The 19,918-nt window shown below is 59.7% G+C and carries 16 protein-coding genes; 11 read left to right on the top strand and 5 right to left on the bottom strand.

Annotation, left to right across the window (positions count from 1 at the left end; translation table 11 throughout):
- The first annotated feature begins 20 nt into the window (after positions 1-20).
- Together ACOYNB_RS07925 and ACOYNB_RS07920 are read left to right on the top strand one after the other, a co-directional pair.
- Entirely contained in the window at positions 21-887 is an 867-nt protein-coding gene (locus tag ACOYNB_RS07925; RefSeq protein WP_422838564.1) for a ChbG/HpnK family deacetylase, read from the top strand.
- Complete coding sequence (locus ACOYNB_RS07920) at positions 878-2,446, top strand: ArnT family glycosyltransferase (RefSeq protein ID WP_422838563.1); 1,569 nt, start codon at positions 878-880, stop codon at positions 2,444-2,446. Before ACOYNB_RS07925 ends, ACOYNB_RS07920 begins: the two co-directional genes overlap by 10 nt.
- Here ACOYNB_RS07920 and ACOYNB_RS07915 read toward each other — a convergent pair.
- Both ACOYNB_RS07915 and ACOYNB_RS07910 read right to left on the bottom strand, forming a co-directional pair.
- A complete protein-coding gene (locus ACOYNB_RS07915; RefSeq protein ID WP_422838562.1) occupies positions 2,375-2,752 on the bottom strand; it encodes a GtrA family protein in 378 nt (125 codons plus the stop codon). The genes ACOYNB_RS07920 and ACOYNB_RS07915 overlap by 72 nt on opposite strands.
- The gene (locus ACOYNB_RS07910) at positions 2,749-3,726 is read right to left on the bottom strand and encodes a glycosyltransferase family 2 protein (protein ID WP_422838561.1); all 978 of its coding nucleotides are present in this window, start codon (positions 3,724-3,726) and stop codon (positions 2,749-2,751) included. The genes ACOYNB_RS07915 and ACOYNB_RS07910 overlap by 4 nt, the downstream gene beginning before the upstream one ends.
- 237 nt (positions 3,727-3,963) lie before the next feature.
- Here ACOYNB_RS07910 and ACOYNB_RS07905 point away from each other — a divergent pair, with 237 nt between their 5' ends.
- A complete protein-coding gene (locus tag ACOYNB_RS07905) occupies positions 3,964-6,204 on the top strand; it encodes a bifunctional diguanylate cyclase/phosphodiesterase (RefSeq protein ID WP_422838560.1) in 2,241 nt (746 codons plus the stop codon).
- Positions 6,205-6,215: 11 nt separating this feature from the next.
- Positions 6,216-8,573, top strand: a complete 2,358-nt coding sequence (locus ACOYNB_RS07900) for a PhnD/SsuA/transferrin family substrate-binding protein (protein WP_422838559.1) — start codon at positions 6,216-6,218, stop codon at positions 8,571-8,573.
- Between the two features lie 119 nt (positions 8,574-8,692).
- Here ACOYNB_RS07900 and ACOYNB_RS07895 read toward each other — a convergent pair whose 3' ends face one another.
- Together ACOYNB_RS07895 and uraH are read right to left on the bottom strand one after the other, a co-directional pair.
- A complete protein-coding gene (locus tag ACOYNB_RS07895; protein ID WP_422838558.1) occupies positions 8,693-9,928 on the bottom strand; it encodes a urate hydroxylase PuuD in 1,236 nt (411 codons plus the stop codon).
- Positions 9,929-9,939: 11 nt separating this feature from the next.
- Positions 9,940-10,350, bottom strand: a complete 411-nt coding sequence (gene uraH, locus ACOYNB_RS07890) for a hydroxyisourate hydrolase (protein ID WP_422838557.1) — start codon at positions 10,348-10,350, stop codon at positions 9,940-9,942.
- A 165-nt stretch (positions 10,351-10,515) separates the two neighbouring features.
- Here uraH and ACOYNB_RS07885 point away from each other — a divergent pair, with 165 nt between their 5' ends.
- Genes ACOYNB_RS07885 through ACOYNB_RS07865 form a run of 5 tightly spaced genes read left to right on the top strand, consistent with a single transcriptional unit; the run spans position 10,516 to position 16,186 of the window.
- Positions 10,516-11,181 carry a GntR family transcriptional regulator gene (locus ACOYNB_RS07885; RefSeq protein ID WP_422838643.1) on the top strand — a complete coding sequence of 222 codons (666 nt, stop codon included), beginning with the start codon at positions 10,516-10,518 and terminating at the stop codon, positions 11,179-11,181.
- A 10-nt stretch (positions 11,182-11,191) separates the two neighbouring features.
- Positions 11,192-12,145, top strand: coding sequence for an allantoinase PuuE (gene puuE / locus ACOYNB_RS07880; RefSeq protein WP_422838556.1), 954 nt, complete (start codon positions 11,192-11,194; stop codon positions 12,143-12,145).
- Between the two features lie 26 nt (positions 12,146-12,171).
- Positions 12,172-13,977, top strand: a complete 1,806-nt coding sequence (gene uraD / locus ACOYNB_RS07875) for a 2-oxo-4-hydroxy-4-carboxy-5-ureidoimidazoline decarboxylase (RefSeq protein WP_422838555.1) — start codon at positions 12,172-12,174, stop codon at positions 13,975-13,977.
- Positions 13,974-15,227, top strand: coding sequence for a M20 family metallopeptidase (locus tag ACOYNB_RS07870; RefSeq protein ID WP_422838554.1), 1,254 nt, complete (start codon positions 13,974-13,976; stop codon positions 15,225-15,227). The genes uraD and ACOYNB_RS07870 overlap by 4 nt, the downstream gene beginning before the upstream one ends.
- 32 nt (positions 15,228-15,259) lie before the next feature.
- On the top strand, positions 15,260-16,186 hold the full coding sequence (locus ACOYNB_RS07865; protein WP_422838553.1) for a pseudouridine synthase: 927 nt from the start codon (positions 15,260-15,262) through the stop codon (positions 16,184-16,186).
- Positions 16,187-16,188: 2 nt separating this feature from the next.
- On the opposite strand, the gene ACOYNB_RS07860 is transcribed toward ACOYNB_RS07865, so the two are convergent.
- On the bottom strand, positions 16,189-17,181 hold the full coding sequence (locus ACOYNB_RS07860) for an integron integrase (protein WP_422838552.1): 993 nt from the start codon (positions 17,179-17,181) through the stop codon (positions 16,189-16,191).
- A 207-nt stretch (positions 17,182-17,388) separates the two neighbouring features.
- On the opposite strand from ACOYNB_RS07860, the gene ACOYNB_RS07855 reads away from it, so the two are divergent.
- Positions 17,389-17,856, top strand: a complete 468-nt coding sequence (locus tag ACOYNB_RS07855) for a hypothetical protein (protein ID WP_422838551.1) — start codon at positions 17,389-17,391, stop codon at positions 17,854-17,856.
- A 461-nt stretch (positions 17,857-18,317) separates the two neighbouring features.
- Complete coding sequence (locus ACOYNB_RS07850) at positions 18,318-19,733, top strand: hypothetical protein (protein ID WP_422838550.1); 1,416 nt, start codon at positions 18,318-18,320, stop codon at positions 19,731-19,733.
- Positions 19,734-19,918 lie beyond the last annotated feature (185 nt).

Here is a 19,918-nt window from a genome sequence, read left to right as displayed (position 1 = left end):
GGCGCATTTTGTCTTGCCGCATGCGTCACCCTGCCTCGTCCTCGTCTGCCCAACCATCGCCAGCCACCACCCCTGTGGTGCTGTGCGCGGACGACTTTGCAGAAAATGCGCCCATCTCCGATGGCATTGCAGAACTGGCCCATGCCGGACGACTGAGCGCCACCAGCGCCATGACCTTGTCGCCCCGCTGGGCACCCGACGCGGCGCTGCTCGTGCCCTTGCGAGACGAGATGGACGTGGGCCTGCACCTCGACTGGACCAGCCCCTTTGCCATTCAGGCCGGACACGGCTTGCCGCTGGGACAGACTATGCTCAAGGCGGCACTGGGCGGCATGAAGGCCGACCAGGTGCGACAAATCATCGACCGGCAACTCGGTCTCTTTGAAGACGTGTGGCAAGCCCCGCCCGACCATGTGGATGGGCACCAGCACATCCATCAGTTTGCGGGCATCCGCCAGGTGCTGCTGGACGTGCTGAGCCAGCGGTACGACGCGCACCAACGGCCTTACCTGCGCCTGAGTCGTGCCCAGGCAGGATACGCCTCGCTCAAATCACGCATCATTGCCCTGTGGGGGGCGGCCCCGCTGGTTCGAGAGGCCGCTCAGGCGGGCATCCCGTGCGCCCCGGCACTGTCCGGCATTTATGGCTTTGACGTGGCCGAAGGGCTGTATGCCCAGCACATGCACCAGTGGCTGCAGCAAGCCCAACGTGGGGTCTTGTTGATGTGCCACCCGGCCAAGGCAGCCCTGCCCGATGACCCGATTGGCCCCGCACGCGTGCAAGAGCATGCCTACTTGGCCAGCCCTGATTTCCTGCAAACCTTGAACGCCCATGGCTTGGTCTTGAGCCGTGGCCGCAACCTTTATACCGACGCACCATGCGCCTGAACACCCGTTTTGCTGACCGTCCCTGGCTGCTGCCTTTGCTGTTGTGGGTCTTTTTGCTGGTGATGGCCGCCATTCGCCCCTTGGGCTTGCCCGATGAAGGCCGTTACGCGGAAATCGGACGCTGGATGGTGCAAAGCGGTGACTGGCTGACACCTCGCTTGAACGGCTCGCCCTTCTTTCACAAGCCGCCCTATCTGTACTGGCTGGAGGCCAGCACCATCTCGCTGTTCGGCACCCACATCCTGACCGCCCGTCTGGCCCCGGTGCTGCATGGTGGCCTGATGCTGGGCATGCTGTATGTGATGGTGCAACGCATCGCCGGGGTGAATCTGGCGCGCCGCGCCAGCCTGATGCTCGGCACCAGTCTGGCATTTCTGGTAGGCGGACAATACGTCAACCACGACATGGTGGTGGCCAGTTGGATCAGCACCGCCATCTGGTGCTTTGCCTGGGCCTTTGAGGGGCGAGAGCGTCCTCACACAGGCTGGGCGCTCGCAGGCTATGCGGCCTGCGGTCTGGGCATCATGACCAAGGGCCTGATTGGCCTGGCGCTGCCCGGCCTGGTCTTGTTGATCTGGCTGATCTGGACCCGCCAGGTGCACAAACTGCTCACCCTGCCCTGGTTGCGTGGCCTGTTGATTTTCGGCGCCATCGTCGTGCCATGGTTTGCCTTGGCGGAAAAGTCGTCGCCCGGCATGCTGAACTACCTGTTCGGCACACAGCAGTTTCAACGCTTCACCGGCACCACTTTCAACAATGTCCACCCCTGGTGGTTCTATTGGGTGGGTTTACTGGGCATGCTGTGCCCCTGGGCCTTCTTCGCGGTCTATCAGGCGCTCAAACCGGGTAGCACCCGCCCGCAAGAACCCGATGGCGCGCCAGTGCTGTCGCGCAACTGGTTGCTGCTGTGCGCGATCTGGCTGGTGGCCATCCTCACCTTCTTCTCGATCCCCAAATCCAAGCTGATTGGCTATGCCCTGCCGGTGATGCCACCGCTGGCCGTGCTCGCTGCCGTAGGCTATGAGCGTGCATGGGGCCACAAGCGCTGGAGCCCCAAAGCGTTTGCCTCATTGAGCGTACTGGCCATCGCGCTGGCCCTGGCAACCCATGTTGCAGGCACCCGCTACACCGAGCGCAAGAGTTCACAAGACATTGCCTCGGCCTTGGCATGCGCCTGGCAGCCGGGCGACAAAATCCATGTGTCCGGAGGCTACCCGTACGACCTGCCCTATTACGCGCAGATTCAGGAGCCGTTCATCCTGATCCAGGACTGGGCCACCATCCGCAAGACAGCTGGTGACGACTGGCGCCGCGAGATTTTTGAAGGGGTGGATTTCGATCCGCGCGCGCAACAGTATCTGCAGCAACCCACGGCCTTGGACGCAGCCGTGAACCAGGCAGGCCAGTGGCTGGTGCAGCCCAATTCGACGCCGGCACCCGCCGGCTGGCGCCTGAAGCAGCAAGGACGCGTCTGGTCCTTGTATGGCTCAGCGCTTGAACGCCCAGAAGCGGCCGAGCACAAAGGTTTGGCCGGCTGCCACGACCAGCGCCACAAATAAGGCCAGCCACGATGGCCAATCGGCCAATCGAACCAGTGCGCTGAACACCACCTCGTTGCAGACAAAACCCGCCAATGCGGTGGCCGCAAAGCGAACCAGGCTGGTCAACAACGGGGTGCTGGTGCCCTTGAAGCTGAACCAGCGGTGGCCAACGAAGCTCACGCAAAACGCCACCACAAAACCCACAGCGTTGGCCAACTCGGGCATCAAGGCTGGCCACAGGCGCGTGACCAGTGCAAACACCGCCATGTGCGTGAGCGCGGCGCTGGCCCCAGTGACCAGAAACCAGAAGTGACCCGCGTTCATGCGCGAGTGTCAGGCTGACTGTCTTCCACGCGTGACAGGCCCGTGCCCATGCGGCGATGGACAAGGAAGAGCGGACGCCCCTTCGACTCGTCGTAGATACGGCTGATGTACTCGGCCATGACGCCAAGGCCAATCAGCTGGATACCGCTGAAAAAGGCCATGCACACCACGATGGTGGCGTAGCCCGGCACCTTGGTCCCATAAATGAAGTGCTCCAGCACGGTCCACATGCCAAAGGCAAAGGCCAACATGGACATCAAGATGCCCAGCACGCCCAAGGTCCGCAGTGGTTTGCTGGAAAACGCAATCAGTCCGGTCGCCGCCAGAGACATCGCCCCGGCATAGCCAAAGCGAGACTTCCCTTCAATGCGTTCCTGAGGCTGGTAGTCAATGGCCGTGCTGGTGAAGCCCACCCACGCATACAGGCCCTTCATGAAGCGATGCCGCTCGGGCAAGGCATTCAAGGCATCCACCACCTGACGCCCCATCAAACGGAAGTCGCCGGCGTTTTCAGGAATGGTCAAGCGACTGCCAGAGTTGATCAGCCGATAGAAGCCCTTTGTCAGAAACGCCTGGAAGCGGCTTTGGTCATCGCGCGTTGTGCGCACGGCATACACCACATCATTGCCTTCGCGCCACAACGTCAGCATCTTGCTCAGCAGGGACACTGGGTGCTGGCCATCCGCGTCCATGATCGCGACCACTTCGCCACGGGCTTCATGCAAGCCTGCGGTGATGGCAGCTTCCTTGCCAAAGTTGCGGCTCAGCTTCACACCCACCACCTCGGGATGCTGGCGTGACAGCGCATCGATCACTTCGACCGTGTTGTCTCGGCTGCCGTCGTCCACCAGGACCACCTCGACCCGGTCAGACAAGGCACGAAGCGCAGACACCATGCCCGGCACCACGTGGGGCAGGTTCTTGGATTCGTTGTACGCAGGGACAACCAGTGAGATAGAAGGAACAGGACGCATACGACAGGCCAGCAACAAACGGTGCAATCCTATCCGGATTCCGTGAACTCCCCCGCAAAACAGGCGCTGTTGTACCGGGTTACCCCCATGAAATGTGGCGATACTGATCGCCAACTAGGGAAGGCACGAGTGTGGTGTCCTTCCGCAATCCTTAATCTAGGTCAAACCAGTCGCTTGCCAGAGAAATGGTCGGAGATCCCGCCCCTAACATGGCGACTTTTATCAGACGCGAAAGCCATGCCGCCGAGTTGTTCGACCGTCCCTGCCGCCCTTGACGAGTACAGCTCCCAGCTATCGAAGTACGAACAGGAGCAGATTCTTCATCTGCAGCAAGCCATTCTGGAATCGGTGGCGCGAGGTGACGATCATCTGGACGTGATCAATCGGGTTTGCAACCTCGAAGAGCAACTCCTGCCCAACTCTGTCGGATCGGTGATGCTGCTCGACAGCGCCCATGAGGCCCTGAATGTCTACGCAGCGCCGAGCATTCCGGACGAAGGTCATGCCCGATTGAATGGCCTGCGCCCAGGTCCTGGCGCTGGCTCGTGCGGCAATGTCGTCTACCAAAAGGCCCCGCAGTACGTCAGCAACACCTTCACCGACCCACGTTGGCAGGATTTGCGGCAACTGGCTTACGACTTCAACCTCTGTGCATGCTGGTCGGTGCCCATTTACTCGGCCGAGCGGCAAATCGTCGGTACGTTTGCTCTGTCAAGCTTCGAGCACCGTGCCCCGACCGAATTTCACAAGCGCATCCTTGAGATCGGTGCGTCGATCATCGGCATCGTGCTCGACCGTCACAAGACGCAGTCGTCCATGCGCCTGTTCCAGAAGGTCATGGAAGGCAGCGAAGAGGGGTTCATCGTCACCGATGCGCAGGGCAAGATCCTGCTGATCAACCGTGCGTTTTCCAAGGTTTTTGGCTACACGCAGGATGAACTGATTGGCCGCAACCCCAGCTTCTTGTCATCTGGCCACCATGACCCGTCGTTCTACACGGCCATGTGGCACAGCATCCGGACCTTCGGTCACTGGCACGGCGAGATCTGGAACCGACGCAAGAACGGGGAAGTGTTCCCGGAGTGGTTGTCGATTTCTGCCGTCAATGATCAGGCCAACCACACGACCCATTACATCGGCATCTTCAGCGACCTGAGCGACAAGAAAAACGCTGAGGCGACGATTCAATACCTGTCTTCGCACGACGTACTGACTGGCCTGCCCAACCGGGTGTTGTTTCAAGATCGGCTGGACAACGCCTTGAGCTATGCCTCGCGGGCCAGCACCAAGGTGGGTCTGCTGGCACTGAACGTCGACAATTTCAAGCTGCTCAATGATTCATTGGGGCACGCCGCCGGTGACCAGCTGCTGACCCAGATTGCCCAACGCCTGAGCCAGTCGGTGTCAGAGGGCAACGCGATCTGCCGCCAAAGTGGTGATGAGTTTCTGATTGCGCTAACCGACGTGCAGGACATGGAAACGGTGACCTCTACCGCCATGGGGTTGCTGGAGCAAGTGCGGGCCCCGATTCAGCTAGACGACAAAACGTTGTCGCTGTCGTGCTCGATTGGTGTGGCCATCTACCCGGACGACGCCGAAGACGGCGGCAAGTTGCTGCAGGCCGCGACCAAGGCGCTGGACAACGCCAAGGAAGCCGGCCGCAACACCTACCGATTCTTCACCGAGCAACTCAACACCGATGGTCTGGAGCACCTGCGCATTGCACAAGGCTTGCGTCAGGCCATCGCCAATCGTGAGTTTGTGCTGCATTACCAGCCACAGATTGATCTGCGCACGCGCCAGATTTCAGGGGCCGAGGCTCTGATCCGCTGGCAGCACCCGACCGACGGCCTGCTCTCGCCCATTCGCTTCATTGACATCGCCGAACAGACCGGTCTGATCGTGGACATTGGCGACTGGGTGCTGGAAGAAGCCTGCCGCCAGGCCAAGGCTTGGCAAGACAGTGGCTTGCCGCCTGTGACGGTGGCCGTCAACGTTTCGGCGGTTCAGTTCCGAAGTGGCAAGCTGGAAGCGTCGGTTCGTCGCGCGCTGGAAACCAGTGGTCTGGCGCCACAGTGGCTTGAGCTGGAATTGACCGAGTCGGTACTGGTGCATGACACCGACAACATGATTGGCCTGTTCGAGCGCCTGAAGTCCTTGGGTGTCAAACTGTCGATCGACGACTTCGGAACGGGTTACTCCAGCCTGGCGTACCTGAAGAAGTTCAACATTGATCGTCTGAAGATTGATCAGTCATTCGTGCGAGAGATGGCGACCGATGCCAACGATGCGGCCATTGTGCGCGCCATCATTCAAATGGCTCACACACTCAATCTGCGCGCAGTGGCTGAAGGGGTTGAATCTGAACTGGTCACCGCACAACTGGGTTTGTGTGAATGTGATGAAGTACAGGGCTATCACTTCGCTCGCCCCATGCCGGGTGGCGAATTGGCTTCGATGCTGAAGTCGGCAAGCTGACAGGACACCACATGGCGCTGCTCCGCAACATCGTGCGCACCCTCTGCCTGATCTGGCTGATGTGGTGGTCGCCGGTACATGCGGCAGGGCCTGACAAGTTGGTGATTGGCGTATTTGCCTACCGGCCGATTCCGGTCATGGAGGCCACGTGGACACCCCTCGGCACCTATTTGCAAGACAGGCTGCACGGACCGCAGGTGATCGTGCGCTTTCTGACGCAGGATCAGATGCAGGAGGCCATTGCCAAGAGCGAGCTGGATCTGGTGTTCACCAATCCGGCCCACTACATCATGCTGCGCTCGGGCAACCGTTTGTCGGGCGCGATTGCCACGCAGCAGTCTCTGGAAAACGGCCAGGCTGTGGCCATGTTTGGGGGCGTCATCGTGAAACGCCGCGACCGCACCGACATCCAGACTCTGGCTGATCTGGAGCAGAAAACCGTGGCCATCCCCCGCGCGCAATCAATGGGGGCCTACACCGCGCAAGCAGCCTTGCTGCAGGAACACAAGGTTTCGCTGGACCGCATTCGGTTCAAGGAACTGGGGCAACCCCAAGACAATGTGGTGGCGGCCGTTCTGGCTGGCAAGGCTGATGCGGGCTTCTTGCGCACCGGCGTGCTCGAGTCCAAAACCGTTCGGCATGCGTTCGACACCAGCCAACTGGAAGTGATCGCATCGCGCACGGAGCCTGGTTTTCCATTCGCCTTGTCGACCAAGCTGTACCCCGAATGGCCGATGGTGGCCCTGCCTCACGTGCCGCCAGACATCAGTCGCCATGTGACGGCTGCACTGCTCGCCATGGAGCCGAGTGACGCCGCAGCCAAAGCCGCCGGCATTTACGGGTTCACCATCCCGGCCGACTACTCGGATGTGGAAAACACCATGCGGCTGTTGCGCATGCCACCCTTCGAGGTGGTGCCGCAACTCAGCTTGGCCGATTTCGCCTCACAGCACAGTTGGACGTTTGCTTTTGCGTTGCTGTCGCTGGGCTTGATGGTGGCCCTGATTCTGAGAGGCGCATGGCACAACCAACGGCTGCACCGTGCCAGCATCACCCTTGAAAGAACATTGGGCGAGCTGGATCAGGAGCACAAGCGACTGAACAACATCATCAGCAGCACCCATGCTGGCACATGGGAATGGAACCGCAAGACCGGTGAAGTGCAGTTCAGTGAACGCTGGGCCACCATGTTGGGCTACAGTCGCGCCGAAATTGAGCCGCTGTCCTTTGAAAAATGGGTGGCGCTGACGCACCCGGACGACGTACCGAGTGCCCGCCAGCAAATGCGACTCCACTTTGCTGGCGAGACCCCCCATTACGACGCTGTGTTTCGGATGAAGCACAAGGACGGTCACTGGACCTGGATTCACACCATCGGCATGGTCATCCAGCGCGAGCGGGGCACAAACGAGCCAGAACTCATCACGGGCATGCACCTGGATGTGAGCACGCAGAAGCGGCAAGAGGAAGAGCGCATCCTCAGCCACACCGTGTTCCGCCAAAGCCATGACGGCATCATGATCACCGATTGCGACAACCGCATCGTGCAAGTCAATCCGGCGTTCACACAAATCACGGGCTACACGCCCGACGAGGTGATGGGCCAGAGCCCTCGCATCTTGAGTTCAGGCCAGCACGACAAGGCGTTTTACCAAGCCCTGTGGGCGCATCTGCACAAGCACGATACCTGGCACGGCGAAGTGTGGAACCGCCACAAGTCAGGGCACGTGTACCCCGAACGCATCTCGATGTCGCTGGTGCGAGATGCCCAGGGCATGATCACGCACCACATCGCGGTGTTCTCAGACATCAGTCTGCAAAAGCGCCTGATTGAAGAGTTGCAATACTCGGCGTATCACGACCGACTGACGGGTCTGCCCAACCGCAACTTGCTGCAAGACCGTCTTAAGCAGGCGCTGTCGCAAGCACGACGGGCCGACAGCGGTGTGGCCGTGCTGTTTGCCGATCTGGATGGGTTCAAGCCCGTCAACGACATGTACGGGCACCAGGCTGGTGACGAGTTGCTACGCACGCTCAGTGCCCGAATGAACGATGTCTTGCGTGAGGGGGACACCCTGGCACGCGTGGGGGGCGATGAATTCATCGGCGTGATGAGCGGTGTGATCGATACTGCGGGTGCCGAACTGGTTGCCAACCGTTTGCTGAACGCCATTGCACAGCCCGTCACCCTGACGTCCGCCGGAGCGCTGGTGCAGGTGTCAGCCAGCATTGGCGTGGTGCTGTGTGCAGGCCCGGCACTGCAAAACACCGAGTCGCCAGATGCGTTGCTCGATGCTGCAGACGAGACCATGTACTTGGCCAAGCGAGCCGGCAAGGGCTGTGTCCGCATCCAGACCTGGACGCCCTGAGCCCCGGTCTACTTATCCACTTGTCCCCATTTCCTGTGGACAACCTTGTTGGCAAGGTTGGGGCAATCTGGTTTTCCCCTATGGGGAACCCTAGATTGCTTAAAAACGCAGCACTGCGATCAAGGGGTGGGTGCGGCTGCCGAGATCGCCTGATACCAGCGGCCCAGCGTGGCACGTTCGTCTTCCGTGATCTGGGTAGCGTTATTCAGGGGCATGGCTCGCAAGGCCACCACCTGCTGGTAGATGGCCTGCGCACGCGTGGCGACGGCTTCCGGTGAGTCCAGGCGGACCCCCTTGTTGGCAATTTGCTCGTTGTGGCACATCACGCAACGCTGCCCGATGATGGCTTGCGCCTTGGCCGTCAGCTGCTGAGTTGTTTCGGTCGTGGTCGCGACTGCATCCTTTTTCATCGGTGCAGGGGCCAGCCACACCGCCACACCCAGCAACACCGCCACACCGGCCACAGCCCAGCCCCATGGGGCCGGTTTGCCAGCCACGTCGGTCTTATGGCGCGCCACAAAGAACTGGCGAATCAAAGCACCCGCCAGCATGATCAGCACCAGCACCAGCCAGTTGTGCGCGTGGCTGTAGGCCCAGCCGTAATGGTTGCTCAACATCGCAAACAACACAGGCAGCGTGAAATAGGTGTTGTGCACACTGCGCTGCTTGCCGCGCTGGCCATGCACGGGGTCCACCGGCTCGCCAGCCTTCATGGCGGCCACCACCTTGCGCTGCCCCGGAATGATCCAGAAGAACACGTTGGCGCTCATGACCGTGGCCATCATGGCCCCCACCAGCAGGAAGGCTGCACGACCCGCAAACAACTGGCAGGCCAGCCAACTGGCTGCCACCACCACGCCAAACACCAGTGCGCCCAACAAGCCATCCTTGCCGGGCATGCGCCCCACGGTGCGGCACAGCAGGTCATAAATCAACCAGAAGCCCACCAAAAAGCCCAACGCAGCATGCACCGCGACCAGGGGCGACCAGTCGTACACCGTCTTGTCGATCAGGAAGGTGCCCGCATTGAACAGGTACAGCACCGTGAACAGACCAAAGCCGGTCAACCAGGTGGAATAGCTTTCCCAGTAAAACCAGTGCAGGTGTGCGGGCAACTGCTTGGGGGCACCCAGATACTTTTGCGGGTTGTAGAAACCACCACCGTGCACCGCCCACAACTCGCCCCCCACGCCCTGCTCTTTCAGCTTGGGGTCGGTGGGTGGCGTCAGGCTGTTGTCCAGCCACACGAAGTAAAACGACGAGCCAATCCAGGCAATCGCCACGATCACGTGCACCCAACGCAACAGCAAGTTGGCCCAGTCGAGTGCGTATCCAAACAAAGGAGAAAAATCCATCATCGCTACCTTCAACTGCCACGGTAGGTCGAGTACGCCCAAGGGCTCACCAGCAAGGGCACGTGGTAGTGCGACTGCGGATCAGCCAACCCGAAATCAATCGAGACCTTGCCCAGAAACGCGGGGTTCGGCAAATCCATGCCCTTGGCACGGAAATAGCCTTCCACATCAAACACCAGTCGATAGCAACCCGGTTTGAAGTCTTCACCCGCCAACATGGGCCCGTCTACACGGCCATCCTCATTGGTCAGCACGCTGCGCAACAGCAGCCAGCGACCTTCGGAACAGCCGTCTTCGGGCGACACTTCTCGCACGTACAACGACACAGCCATCCGGGCTGCAGGAGTGCCGTGCACGGTGTCCAGCACATGGGTAGTCAAACGCCCGGCGGCAGCGGCGTGTTGGGGATCGGGTAGCGTCATGGAGTCAACCTGTCACAACGATGCTTGCATCGACATTTCAAAAGTGTATACACTTTAACCATGATGAGTGAAGCACGCAAGACGCCTGCCAACAAAGAGACAAGCCCCCGCGCCAGCAAACGCTTGCGCAAAGTGGACGCGGATGCCATCCCGGCCGAGCCCATTGTGGGCAGCGACGACACCTCCAGCACCGAACAGATCGTGCTGGCGGTCACACGTGCCATCGTGGAGCACCGACTGGAACCCGGCACCAAATTGGTGGAGCAAAGCTTGGGCGACCGCTTCGGGGTATCGCGCACCATCGTGCGGCAAGCGCTCTTCCGCTTGTCCGAGCTGAAGCTGGTCAAGCTGGAGCCCGCCCGGGGGGCCTTCGTGGCGGCTCCGTCCATGCAAGAGGCGCGTGAGGTTTTTGCCGTGCGCCGCATGGTCGAAGGCCAGATGCTGCGTGAGTTGGTGCAACGCATTCGCCCCGCCGACATCAAGCAGCTCAAGGCTCACATTGCCGAAGAACGCGATGCGGTCACACGCATTGACGTGCCCACGCGCACCAAGTTGCTGTTTGACTTCCACGTGAAGATGGCACAGGTGCTGGGCAACCAGGTTCTGGTCGACCTGATGCAGGAACTGGTGTCCCGCTGCTCGCTGATCTCGTTGATGTACCAGTCGGCGGACGATGCCGAAACCTCGAATGCCGAACACGTGGACATCCTTTCTGCCATCGAGGCCAAGGATGCCGACTTGGCCGTCAAGCTGCTCAATGAACACCTGGACACGGTCGAGAAGCAGTTGACCGAACACCGTCGCACCGCGCACGCCCGCGCTGCCCGCTAACCGCCCCATCATGCCCATGCAGCCCCCAGCCCCCTACCCCCGCGACCTCGTTGGTTACGGCGCCCGCCCGCCCCACGCGCAATGGCCCGATGGCGCGCGCATTGCCGTGCAGTTCGTGCTGAACTACGAAGAGGGCGGCGAAAACTCCGTGCTGCACGGCGATGCAGGCAGCGAGCAGTTTTTGAGCGAAATGTTCAACCCGGCGTCTTACCCCGACCGGCACCTGAGCATGGAGTCGATTTACGAATACGGCTCACGTGTGGGCGTGTGGCGCATCCTGCGTGAATTTGAAAAGCGTGGCTGGCCGCTGACCGTTTTTGGCGTCAGCATGGCTTTGCAGCGCCACCCCGAGCTGACAAAGGCCTTCGTTGACCTGGGCCACGAAATTGCCTGCCACGGCTGGCGTTGGATCCACTACCAAAACCTCGATGAAGCCACCGAGCGCGAGCACATGCGCATCGGCATGCAAATCATCGAAGAGCTGACCGGGCAACGTGCCTTGGGCTGGTACACCGGGCGAGACAGTCCCAACACCCGTCGACTGGTGGCCGACTACGGCGGCTTTGCCTATGACAGCGACTATTACGGCGACGACCTGCCCTTCTGGACCGAGGTGCAACGCACCGATGGCCAGGTGGTGCCGCATCTGGTCGTGCCCTATACGCTCGACGTCAACGACATGCGTTTTTCGCTGCCACAGGGCTACTCGCAGGGTGAAGACTTCTTCACCTACCTGAAGGACACCTTCGACCTGCTCTACGCAGAAGGTGACCCCGCAGGCGACAACGCCCCCAAGATGATGAGCGTGGGCATGCACTGCCGTCTGCTGGGGCGCCCCGGCCGCTTCCGTGCCTTCCAGCGCTTTCTGGATCACGTTGCCAGCCATGACAAGGTCTGGGTGTGTCGGCGCCTCGACATCGCCCGCCACTGGCAAGCCGTTCACCCCTATCAGCCCGCCCGCTGACCACCCCGCATCGCACACGAGGCCCCATGGTCGTCATCCCCACCCTCTCGCTGGCTCAACTCAATGAAGCCAACCAAGCGGCCTTCACCCAGTTGCTCGACGGCATCTACGAACACTCGCCCTGGATCGCCGAGGCCACTTGGGCCAAGCGGCCCTTTGCCAGCCTGGCGCACCTCAAGCACGCGCTGGCCCAAACCGTGCGCGAAGCCAGCGTGGCACAGCAACTCGGCCTCATCCGTGCCCACCCCGAGTTGGCAGGCAAGGCAGCCGTGGCCGGCGAACTCACGGCCGAATCCACCAACGAGCAAAGCCAGGCCGGCCTGACCCACTGCAGCCCAGACGAATTCGCGCGCCTGCAGCAACTCAATGCCGACTACAACGCCAAGTTCGGCTGGCCCTTCATCCTGGCTGTGCGGGGTTCGCGTGGCACCGGGCTGACGCGTCAGCACATCATCAACACCTTTGCACGCCGCCTGCGCCACAGCGCCGATACCGAGCGTGCCGAGTGCCTGCGCAACATCCATCGCATTGCTGAAATTCGCCTGAACGACAAGTTTGGCGTTGTCCCCACCGACGGCAACCAGATTCTGGACTGGGCCGAGGCCCTCGCCGCCCACACCGAAGGCACCGGAGACAACGGACTGGATGGCGCACCACCCCTCACCCTCACCTACCTGACGCCCGAGCATCAATCTGCTGCCACCCAGTTGCAGATCTGGATGCGCGTGTGCGGCTTTGACGAAGTGAAGCTCGACGCGGTGGGCAATGTGGTCGGCGTGTACCACGGCACCGATGCCAACGCCACCCGACTGTTGACCGGCTCGCACTACGACACCGTGCGCAATGGCGGTCGCTACGACGGACGACTCGGCATCTTCGTGCCCATGGCCTGCGTGCAAGCCTTGTTCAAAGCCGGCAAGCGCCTGCGCTACGGTATCGAAGTGGTGGCGTTTGCGGAAGAAGAAGGGCAACGCTTCCCTGCCACCTTCCTGGGCTCCAGCGCCCTCGTGGGCGACTTCCAACCCGAATGGCTGGACGTGGTCGATACCCAGGGCATCAGCGTGCGCCAGGCCATGCTGGATGCGGGCTTGAGCGCCAACCTGGATGACATTCGCGCCCTGGCCCGCCAGCCACAGCGCTACCTGGGCTTTGTCGAAGTCCACATCGAGCAGGGCCCCGTGCTCAACGCCCTCGACCTGCCCTTGGGCGTGGTCACCGGCATCAACGGCAGTGTGCGTTTCAGCGGCGAAGCCATCGGCGTGGCCTGCCATGCGGGCACCACCCCCATGCCCATGCGCCACGACGCGGCCCTGGCCGTGGCCGAAATCGCCCTGATGACCGAACGCCGCGCCCGAGACGACGCCCACGCCCCCGACGGCCCCTCGGTAGGCACCGTGGGCGTGCTGCACGTGCCCCAAGGGTCAATCAATGTGGTGCCGAGGCGCTGCCAGTTCACGCTCGACCTGCGCGCCCCCACCGATGCACAACGCGACGCCTTGGCGGCCGATGTGCAAACCTTCACCACGACCGTGGCCGAACGCCGCGGTGTTGACATCCACCTCACCCAGACCATGGTGGCCGCAGCGGCCCCCTCCGACGCCCTCTGGCAACAACGCTGGGAGGCTGCCGTCAGCAGCCTGGGTCTGCCGGTTTACAAACTGCCCAGCGGGGCCGGCCACGACGCCATGAAACTGCACCAGATCCTGCCGCAAGCCATGCTGTTTGTGCGTGGCGGCAACGACGGTATCAGCCACAACCCGCTGGAAACCATCACCAACGACGACGCCCAACTCTGCGTCGACGCCTTCATGCACCTGCTGGAGAACCTGTGAGCACCACACCCAATTTGTACGACGCCCTCGACCGCTGGGTGGACCAGCACTTCGATGAAGAAGTGCGTTTTCTGCAAGCGCTGGTGCAGGTGCCCACCGACACCCCGCCCGGCAACAACGCACCGCACGCCGAGCGCACCGCCGAACTGCTGAGCACCTTCGGTTGGACCGCCGAGCGCCATGCCGTACCCGAAGCCGACGTGCGCGACTACGGCCTGCAAAGCCTCACCAACCTCATCGTGCGCCGCAAGCTGGGTGATGGGGGCCGCACCGTGGCCCTCAATGCCCACGGTGATGTCGTCCCCCCCGGTGAAGGCTGGACCCACAAGCCCTATGGCGGCGAAATTGAAGACGGCAAGCTCTACGGCCGCGCCGCTGCCGTCAGCAAAAGCGACTTTGCCACCTACAGCTTTGCCCTGCGCGCCCTCGAATCCTTGCTGGCCGGGCCCAACGCCCCAGCCCTCCATGGCGCGGTCGAGTTGCACTTCACCTACGACGAAGAATTTGGCGGCGAACTGGGCCCAGGCTGGCTGCTGCGCCAAGGCCTGACCAAGCCTGACCTGCTCATGGCCGCCGGCTTCAGCTACGAGGTGGTCACCGCCCACAACGGCTGCCTGCAAATGGAAGTGACCGTGCACGGCCAAATGGCCCATGCCGCCATTCCGCACACCGGGATCGACGCCCTGCAAGGCGCCGTCACCATCTTGCAAGCGCTGTACGCCCAAAACACGCTGTACAAAGGCATCACCTCGCAGGTGCCGGGCATCAAGCACCCCTACCTGAACGTGGGCCGCATCGAAGGCGGCACCAACACCAACGTCGTGCCGGGCAAGGTCATCTTCAAGCTCGACCGCCGCATGATCCCCGAAGAAAACGCCGCCGAGGTGGAAGCCGACATCCGCCGCGTCATCACCGAGGCCGCTGCCACCTTCCCCGGCATCCGTGTCGACATCAAGCGACTGCTGCTGGCCCACTCCCTCAAACCCCTGCCCGGCAATGCCCCCTTGGTGCAGGCCCTGCAAAAGCACGGTGAGGCCATTTTTGGCGAGCCCATTCCCACCAGCGGCACCCCGCTTTACACCGACGTGCGCCTGTACTGTGCGCAAGGTATCCCCGCCGTGATTTACGGTGCGGGCCCCCGCACGGTGTTTGAATCCAACGCCAAGCGGGCCGACGAGCACCTGGTGCTGGAAGACCTGCGCAAAGCCACCAAGGTGGTCGCGCGCACCCTGTTCGACTTGTTAAGCTAAGCGGCTGATCCACCCTCGCCTGTTTGCTGTTCATGTCGCGTTCCACACCTGCGTACACACCGCCCATGCGCGACGGTGTCAGCCCCAGCTGTGTCGCCCTGCCCCATGGCCCCTGGCCCACGGTGCTGGACTTTCTGGCTGACCGCATCGCCGTGGTCAGCCGGGCCGACTGGCAGCAACGCATGGACCGGGGCGATGTGCTGAGTGCCCAAGGCGAGCCCTTGCCCGCTGACGCGCCCTACCGACCCCACACCAAGGTGTTTTACTGGCGTGCCCTGCCGTTTGAACACCCCGTGCCATTTCAAGAAGGCATCGTCTTTCAAGACGACTACCTGCTGGTGGCCGACAAGCCGCACTTTCTGCCCGTCACCCCCAAGGGGCGCTATGTGAAGGAAACCTTGCTGGTGCGGCTGAAGCGCCAAACCGGCATCGACACGCTGGTGCCCATGCACCGCATTGACCGCGAAACCGCTGGCTTGGTGGCCTTCACCATTCAGCCGCACACCCGCAACGCCTACCAACGCATGTTCAGCGACAAGGTGGTGCGCAAGGTGTATGAGGCCATTGCGCCCGTGCGCGCCGACCTCGCCCTGCCCTTGGTACGCCGCAGCCGACTGGCAGAAAGCGAGCGCTTCATGGCCATGCACGAAGTGCCCGGCGAACCCAATGCCGAAACCGCCGTCGAATTGCTCAGCCAGCGCGACGGCGTGGGGCATTACCGACTGAAGCCCGTGACCGGGCAAAAGCACCAACTGCGCGCACACATGAATGCCTTGGGCATTCCGATTCTGAACGACCAGATTTACCCGGAACTGTTGCCGGCCCTGCCGCCCGATGTACCGCCGGATTTCAGTCGCCCTCTGCAATTGCTGGCCAAAACCCTGGCCTTTACCGACCCCATCACCGGGCAGGAACGCCATTTTGAAAGCCGGTTACGGCTGGATTTGTCAATTGACTGAACTCACACAGGCATCAACAGCCTGTCGAGCGGACTGACCGTTGATGCACTGTGCTGTGCCAAAACATGGGTGTAAATCATGGTCGTGCTGACATCGGTATGACCCAGCAAAGACTGCACGGTTCGAAGATCGACGCCTGACTGCAAAACGTGCGTCGCAAAGGAATGGCGCAATGTATGCACCGATGCCGACTTGGCAATATCAGCCTTTTCAATGGCGGATTTCATGTCGCGCTGCATGCGACGCTCATGCAAATGATGACGCCGAATCACGCCACTGCGTGGATCGGTCGACAAACCATTTGCGGGAAATACCCAGAACCAAGCCCACGAGGCCCCCGCCCGTGGGTATTTTCGCTCCAGGGCGTGCGGTAACTCCACTCCGCTGCAGCCCTGCGCCTGATCTGCTTTCCATTGCTGATGCGCGCGGGCCAATTGTTCCTTCAGCGCCACTTCCAGTGACCGAGGCAGCATCACCACGCGATCCTTGTCGCCCTTTCCACCCCGGACGTAAATCAGGCGCTTTTCCAGGTCCACATCCTTGACCCGCAGACGCAGGCCTTCGCACAAGCGCATGCCCGTGCCATAAAGCATCCGGGCCAGCAGACCGGTTTCCCCATCAATGAAAGACAGCAGACGCTGAACCTCATCCACTGAGAACACTGCCGGCAGCCGAGTTTTGCGAACGGGGCGACCAATCTCTTTCATCCACGGCAGGTCCACCCCGATGACCTCTTTGTACAGAAATAGCAAAGCACTCAAGGCTTGCCGGTGGGTGGATGCCGAGAGTTGCCGCTCGGAAGCCAAGTGCGCGAGAAATGCTTCGACATCTCGCCCCCCCAATGACTTGGGATGTTTCATGCCCGCCCACCGAACGTAAGCGCGCACCCAGTAGACATATGCCTCTTCGGTACGGAGGCTGTAATGCCGGTAACGGATCTGCTCACGAAGCTGATCCAACAGCTTCAAGCGAGGTGTAACAGGTGTCGTGGTCATGGACTTGTGTTAATGCTGTATGCAAACACAGTATCCATAAAGAAACAGCTTACAGAACGCCCACTTAGGAGGGTTCTAGCAGTCAGAACGTCGTGTTACAAGCATGGTTAGACGACAATGTAATGCGACATTTTTGTCGCCTAAAACAAAGTTAGGCCGTTTCAAACAAGTGCTTAGCAATTCGGCAGATCACACAAGAAAGAGACCATGACAAAAATTCCAAGGCGAGCACTCCTTGCCGCAGTACTCGCTTTCTCAACCTGTACTAGCTTAATGGGGGCCGAAGCGACCTCGAACCCATACACGCTCAAACCGACTTTCGTCGCCAAGCAAGGGTCCGTTGAGGGCACGGACCTCTGGCAGCTAATGGTCATCATGAAAATTGAGCGCCGCGACCAACTAAATCAGCAGTTCGACAAGCTACTGAACGAACTTCTGGCGTTTGTCGATGAGCGGAAGAACAAGGCTCGCTCAATCGGCATCATTTTGTACTGTCCAGAAGAGTCACATGAGTTGCTTATGCAACGAGCGCTTCCAAACTTGTTCCAGTTTGCAGCAGAGAGAACAAACCCAGAGCATCTTCGTGCCATAAAGACTGGCGTGACACTCTCCGACCCAGCAACCGGAAAGGACGTCGCATTCAAAATCGGTGCGGCAGGCATCACGACCGAATGAACACTTGAATTGGAAGAGCCGGTTTGCAGTACGCCAACTCAAACATCGAGTGCAAGCCAACAGCCCAATCTCAGTTAGGCCCTCGCGGAACACGCCGCCTGCCAAGGCCACACGAGCCGCCTCCTCGGCGGCAGTCGCACATTCGTTCTTGCCACCAAGTTGGTGTGCGGCCAGCTCTGTCGCGCAGGTTGAAGCTGCGTTAGATTGAGGCATTCGTCAGCGCATGGCTGACGCCATACGCAAAGGGAGGCGTGATGGCACGGTTCATCTCGGAAGCTGCCGCTACGGCTCATCGCGCACACCAGGCTGGCGCCTCGTGTGCGGGCTCACTGGCCTCGCATCGGCTCTGCTACTGGCGCCAGCCTAACTGGTCGTTGCAGGGGACGCCTCCACCACTGCGCGCTTCGGCCATGCCACGCGGGCGCCCCTGAACTTGGGCGTTAGCCATACAAAAACTTAGCATGGATAGAGAAATTACATCACTCCAGGCTGGAAATAGCCACTTGATAGATGTCAGAGTGCGTCAAAACGGACATGATTTCATTGGCGAACTATCTATACAGGATAGCTTAATAGCTCTTGTAATCCACGGCGAAAACAGTGACGACAGAAGCTTCGATTTTGATGGGTACAAAAAAGATGAACTCCAATGCGACACATTGCGCGAGTCATTTTTATTGCGCAACCTTCAACTTCAACGCTGGTCCAGTCACTTTCTAAACAGCGCCAATAAATCAACCGTCGCATTTAAAGCAGAATACAAAGCACAGGAAATTTACTTAACACGAGGCGGCTATGGCACGACCTTCCCAAGGAACGTTGCCGCAATAGAAATAGCATCAAAACAGATAGGCCAATGGATCGGACGAACGGCAAAGCAAGACTCCATTATAGGAAGCTTCGGAGCAGCTTTTGAAGCGGACCAAGAATTCCTACTTCCACTAGAAAATCAAGGCGCAATCGCCGCAATTTACAAAATCAAAAAAGGCTATTCTCTACCTGAATTCAAGTCAGAAATGACATTTGCACCAAGCCTGGAGTTAGTGTTCGAGTCGACCAAAACCATCGAAGAGGCGACCAGGGAAACAAAAAAATTAATTTCGCTGCTATCTTTTGTTTTTGGTCTACGGCCATGTGTTGACACCGTCAAATTTCATTACGCCTCAACAGGGTATGCGAGATTCAGCACATGCAAATCAATTCACTGGCCGCACAAAATACAAGAAGAATCCACCATTCTTGCACCATACAACATCATGGACCCCACTGATGGGGGCAACCCATGGCAACCGATATTCTCAAAATATTTCTCCAATGACTTCCCGGAGCGGGAGGTCTTCGATAAGTACGAAAAATACCGGCAACTAGATAACATTGAGGAACGACTACTCGGCTACTTTAGGCTGCTAGAGAAGTTAACTCACAAAAAGGCCCATTTTTTGGATAGCGAACGATTAATAAGCCTCATGAATCGAAGCGAGCCATTTCTAGTTAAATATTTTAATGACCCAAAGAACGTACGATCTTTTTTGAGGCAGATAGAAAGAGCAAATGGCTCGAAATACAACACAGAGAAATGCCTATCAGATTTCCTAAGCAGCATTTCGGAAAGCCGAAGAAAAGACTGGGCATTGGGAAAAAGGGATTTGGCAAATATATGCAAATTGCGGAATGACATAATTCACGCAAACGAATACTCAATAGAGGAAGACAAAATCTACCAAATGACTGCATTCGTTGAAATTTTACTAACTTATAAACTCTCCGATCTAATATTATTCCCCAGGCAAGCCACAGACAAATTTGTGGAGCGCCACCCAATGCATCGCATAATAGAGCATCCACCTACTGTGCGCCACACAAATTCGGCGCCATGACTACGCAATAGTTTTCGCATGTATGGCTAACTGTCGGTTCAACGCGGACGCCAACACTGGCCATGGCTTCGCCATTTTCATGGCCAGTGTTGGTGCCCTACGCGCTTCGCACTCCGGCGCCGGTTAACCTGGGCTACAAGGGCTTCCCCATCTGTCAAGCAAAAATATCCCCGGGTGATTCGCCG

The organism is Aquabacterium sp., assembly GCF_049317225.1.
In the GTDB taxonomy this organism is placed as follows: Bacteria; Pseudomonadota; Gammaproteobacteria; order Burkholderiales; family Burkholderiaceae_C; genus Aquabacterium.
Note: the sequence above shows the minus strand (reverse complement) of the source record. Positions and strands in the feature narration are given on the sequence as shown.

What these genes read in the sequence shown, in the direction of transcription:
- ACOYNB_RS07925 (WP_422838564.1), top strand. Translation starts at nt 21, where the DNA reads ATGCGTCACCCTGCCTCGTCCTCGTCTGCCCAACCATCGCCAGCCACC.
- ACOYNB_RS07920 (WP_422838563.1), top strand. Translation starts at nt 878, where the DNA reads ATGCGCCTGAACACCCGTTTTGCTGACCGTCCCTGGCTGCTGCCTTTG.
- ACOYNB_RS07915 (WP_422838562.1), bottom strand. Translation starts at nt 2,752, where the DNA reads ATGAACGCGGGTCACTTCTGGTTTCTGGTCACTGGGGCCAGCGCCGCG.
- ACOYNB_RS07910 (WP_422838561.1), bottom strand. Translation starts at nt 3,726, where the DNA reads ATGCGTCCTGTTCCTTCTATCTCACTGGTTGTCCCTGCGTACAACGAA.
- ACOYNB_RS07905 (WP_422838560.1), top strand. Translation starts at nt 3,964, where the DNA reads ATGCCGCCGAGTTGTTCGACCGTCCCTGCCGCCCTTGACGAGTACAGC.
- ACOYNB_RS07900 (WP_422838559.1), top strand. Translation starts at nt 6,216, where the DNA reads ATGGCGCTGCTCCGCAACATCGTGCGCACCCTCTGCCTGATCTGGCTG.
- ACOYNB_RS07895 (WP_422838558.1), bottom strand. Translation starts at nt 9,928, where the DNA reads ATGGATTTTTCTCCTTTGTTTGGATACGCACTCGACTGGGCCAACTTG.
- uraH (WP_422838557.1), bottom strand. Translation starts at nt 10,350, where the DNA reads ATGACGCTACCCGATCCCCAACACGCCGCTGCCGCCGGGCGTTTGACT.
- puuE (WP_422838556.1), top strand. Translation starts at nt 11,192, where the DNA reads ATGCCCATGCAGCCCCCAGCCCCCTACCCCCGCGACCTCGTTGGTTAC.
- uraD (WP_422838555.1), top strand. Translation starts at nt 12,172, where the DNA reads ATGGTCGTCATCCCCACCCTCTCGCTGGCTCAACTCAATGAAGCCAAC.
- ACOYNB_RS07865 (WP_422838553.1), top strand. Translation starts at nt 15,260, where the DNA reads ATGTCGCGTTCCACACCTGCGTACACACCGCCCATGCGCGACGGTGTC.
- ACOYNB_RS07860 (WP_422838552.1), bottom strand. Translation starts at nt 17,181, where the DNA reads ATGACCACGACACCTGTTACACCTCGCTTGAAGCTGTTGGATCAGCTT.
- ACOYNB_RS07855 (WP_422838551.1), top strand. Translation starts at nt 17,389, where the DNA reads ATGACAAAAATTCCAAGGCGAGCACTCCTTGCCGCAGTACTCGCTTTC.
- ACOYNB_RS07850 (WP_422838550.1), top strand. Translation starts at nt 18,318, where the DNA reads ATGGATAGAGAAATTACATCACTCCAGGCTGGAAATAGCCACTTGATA.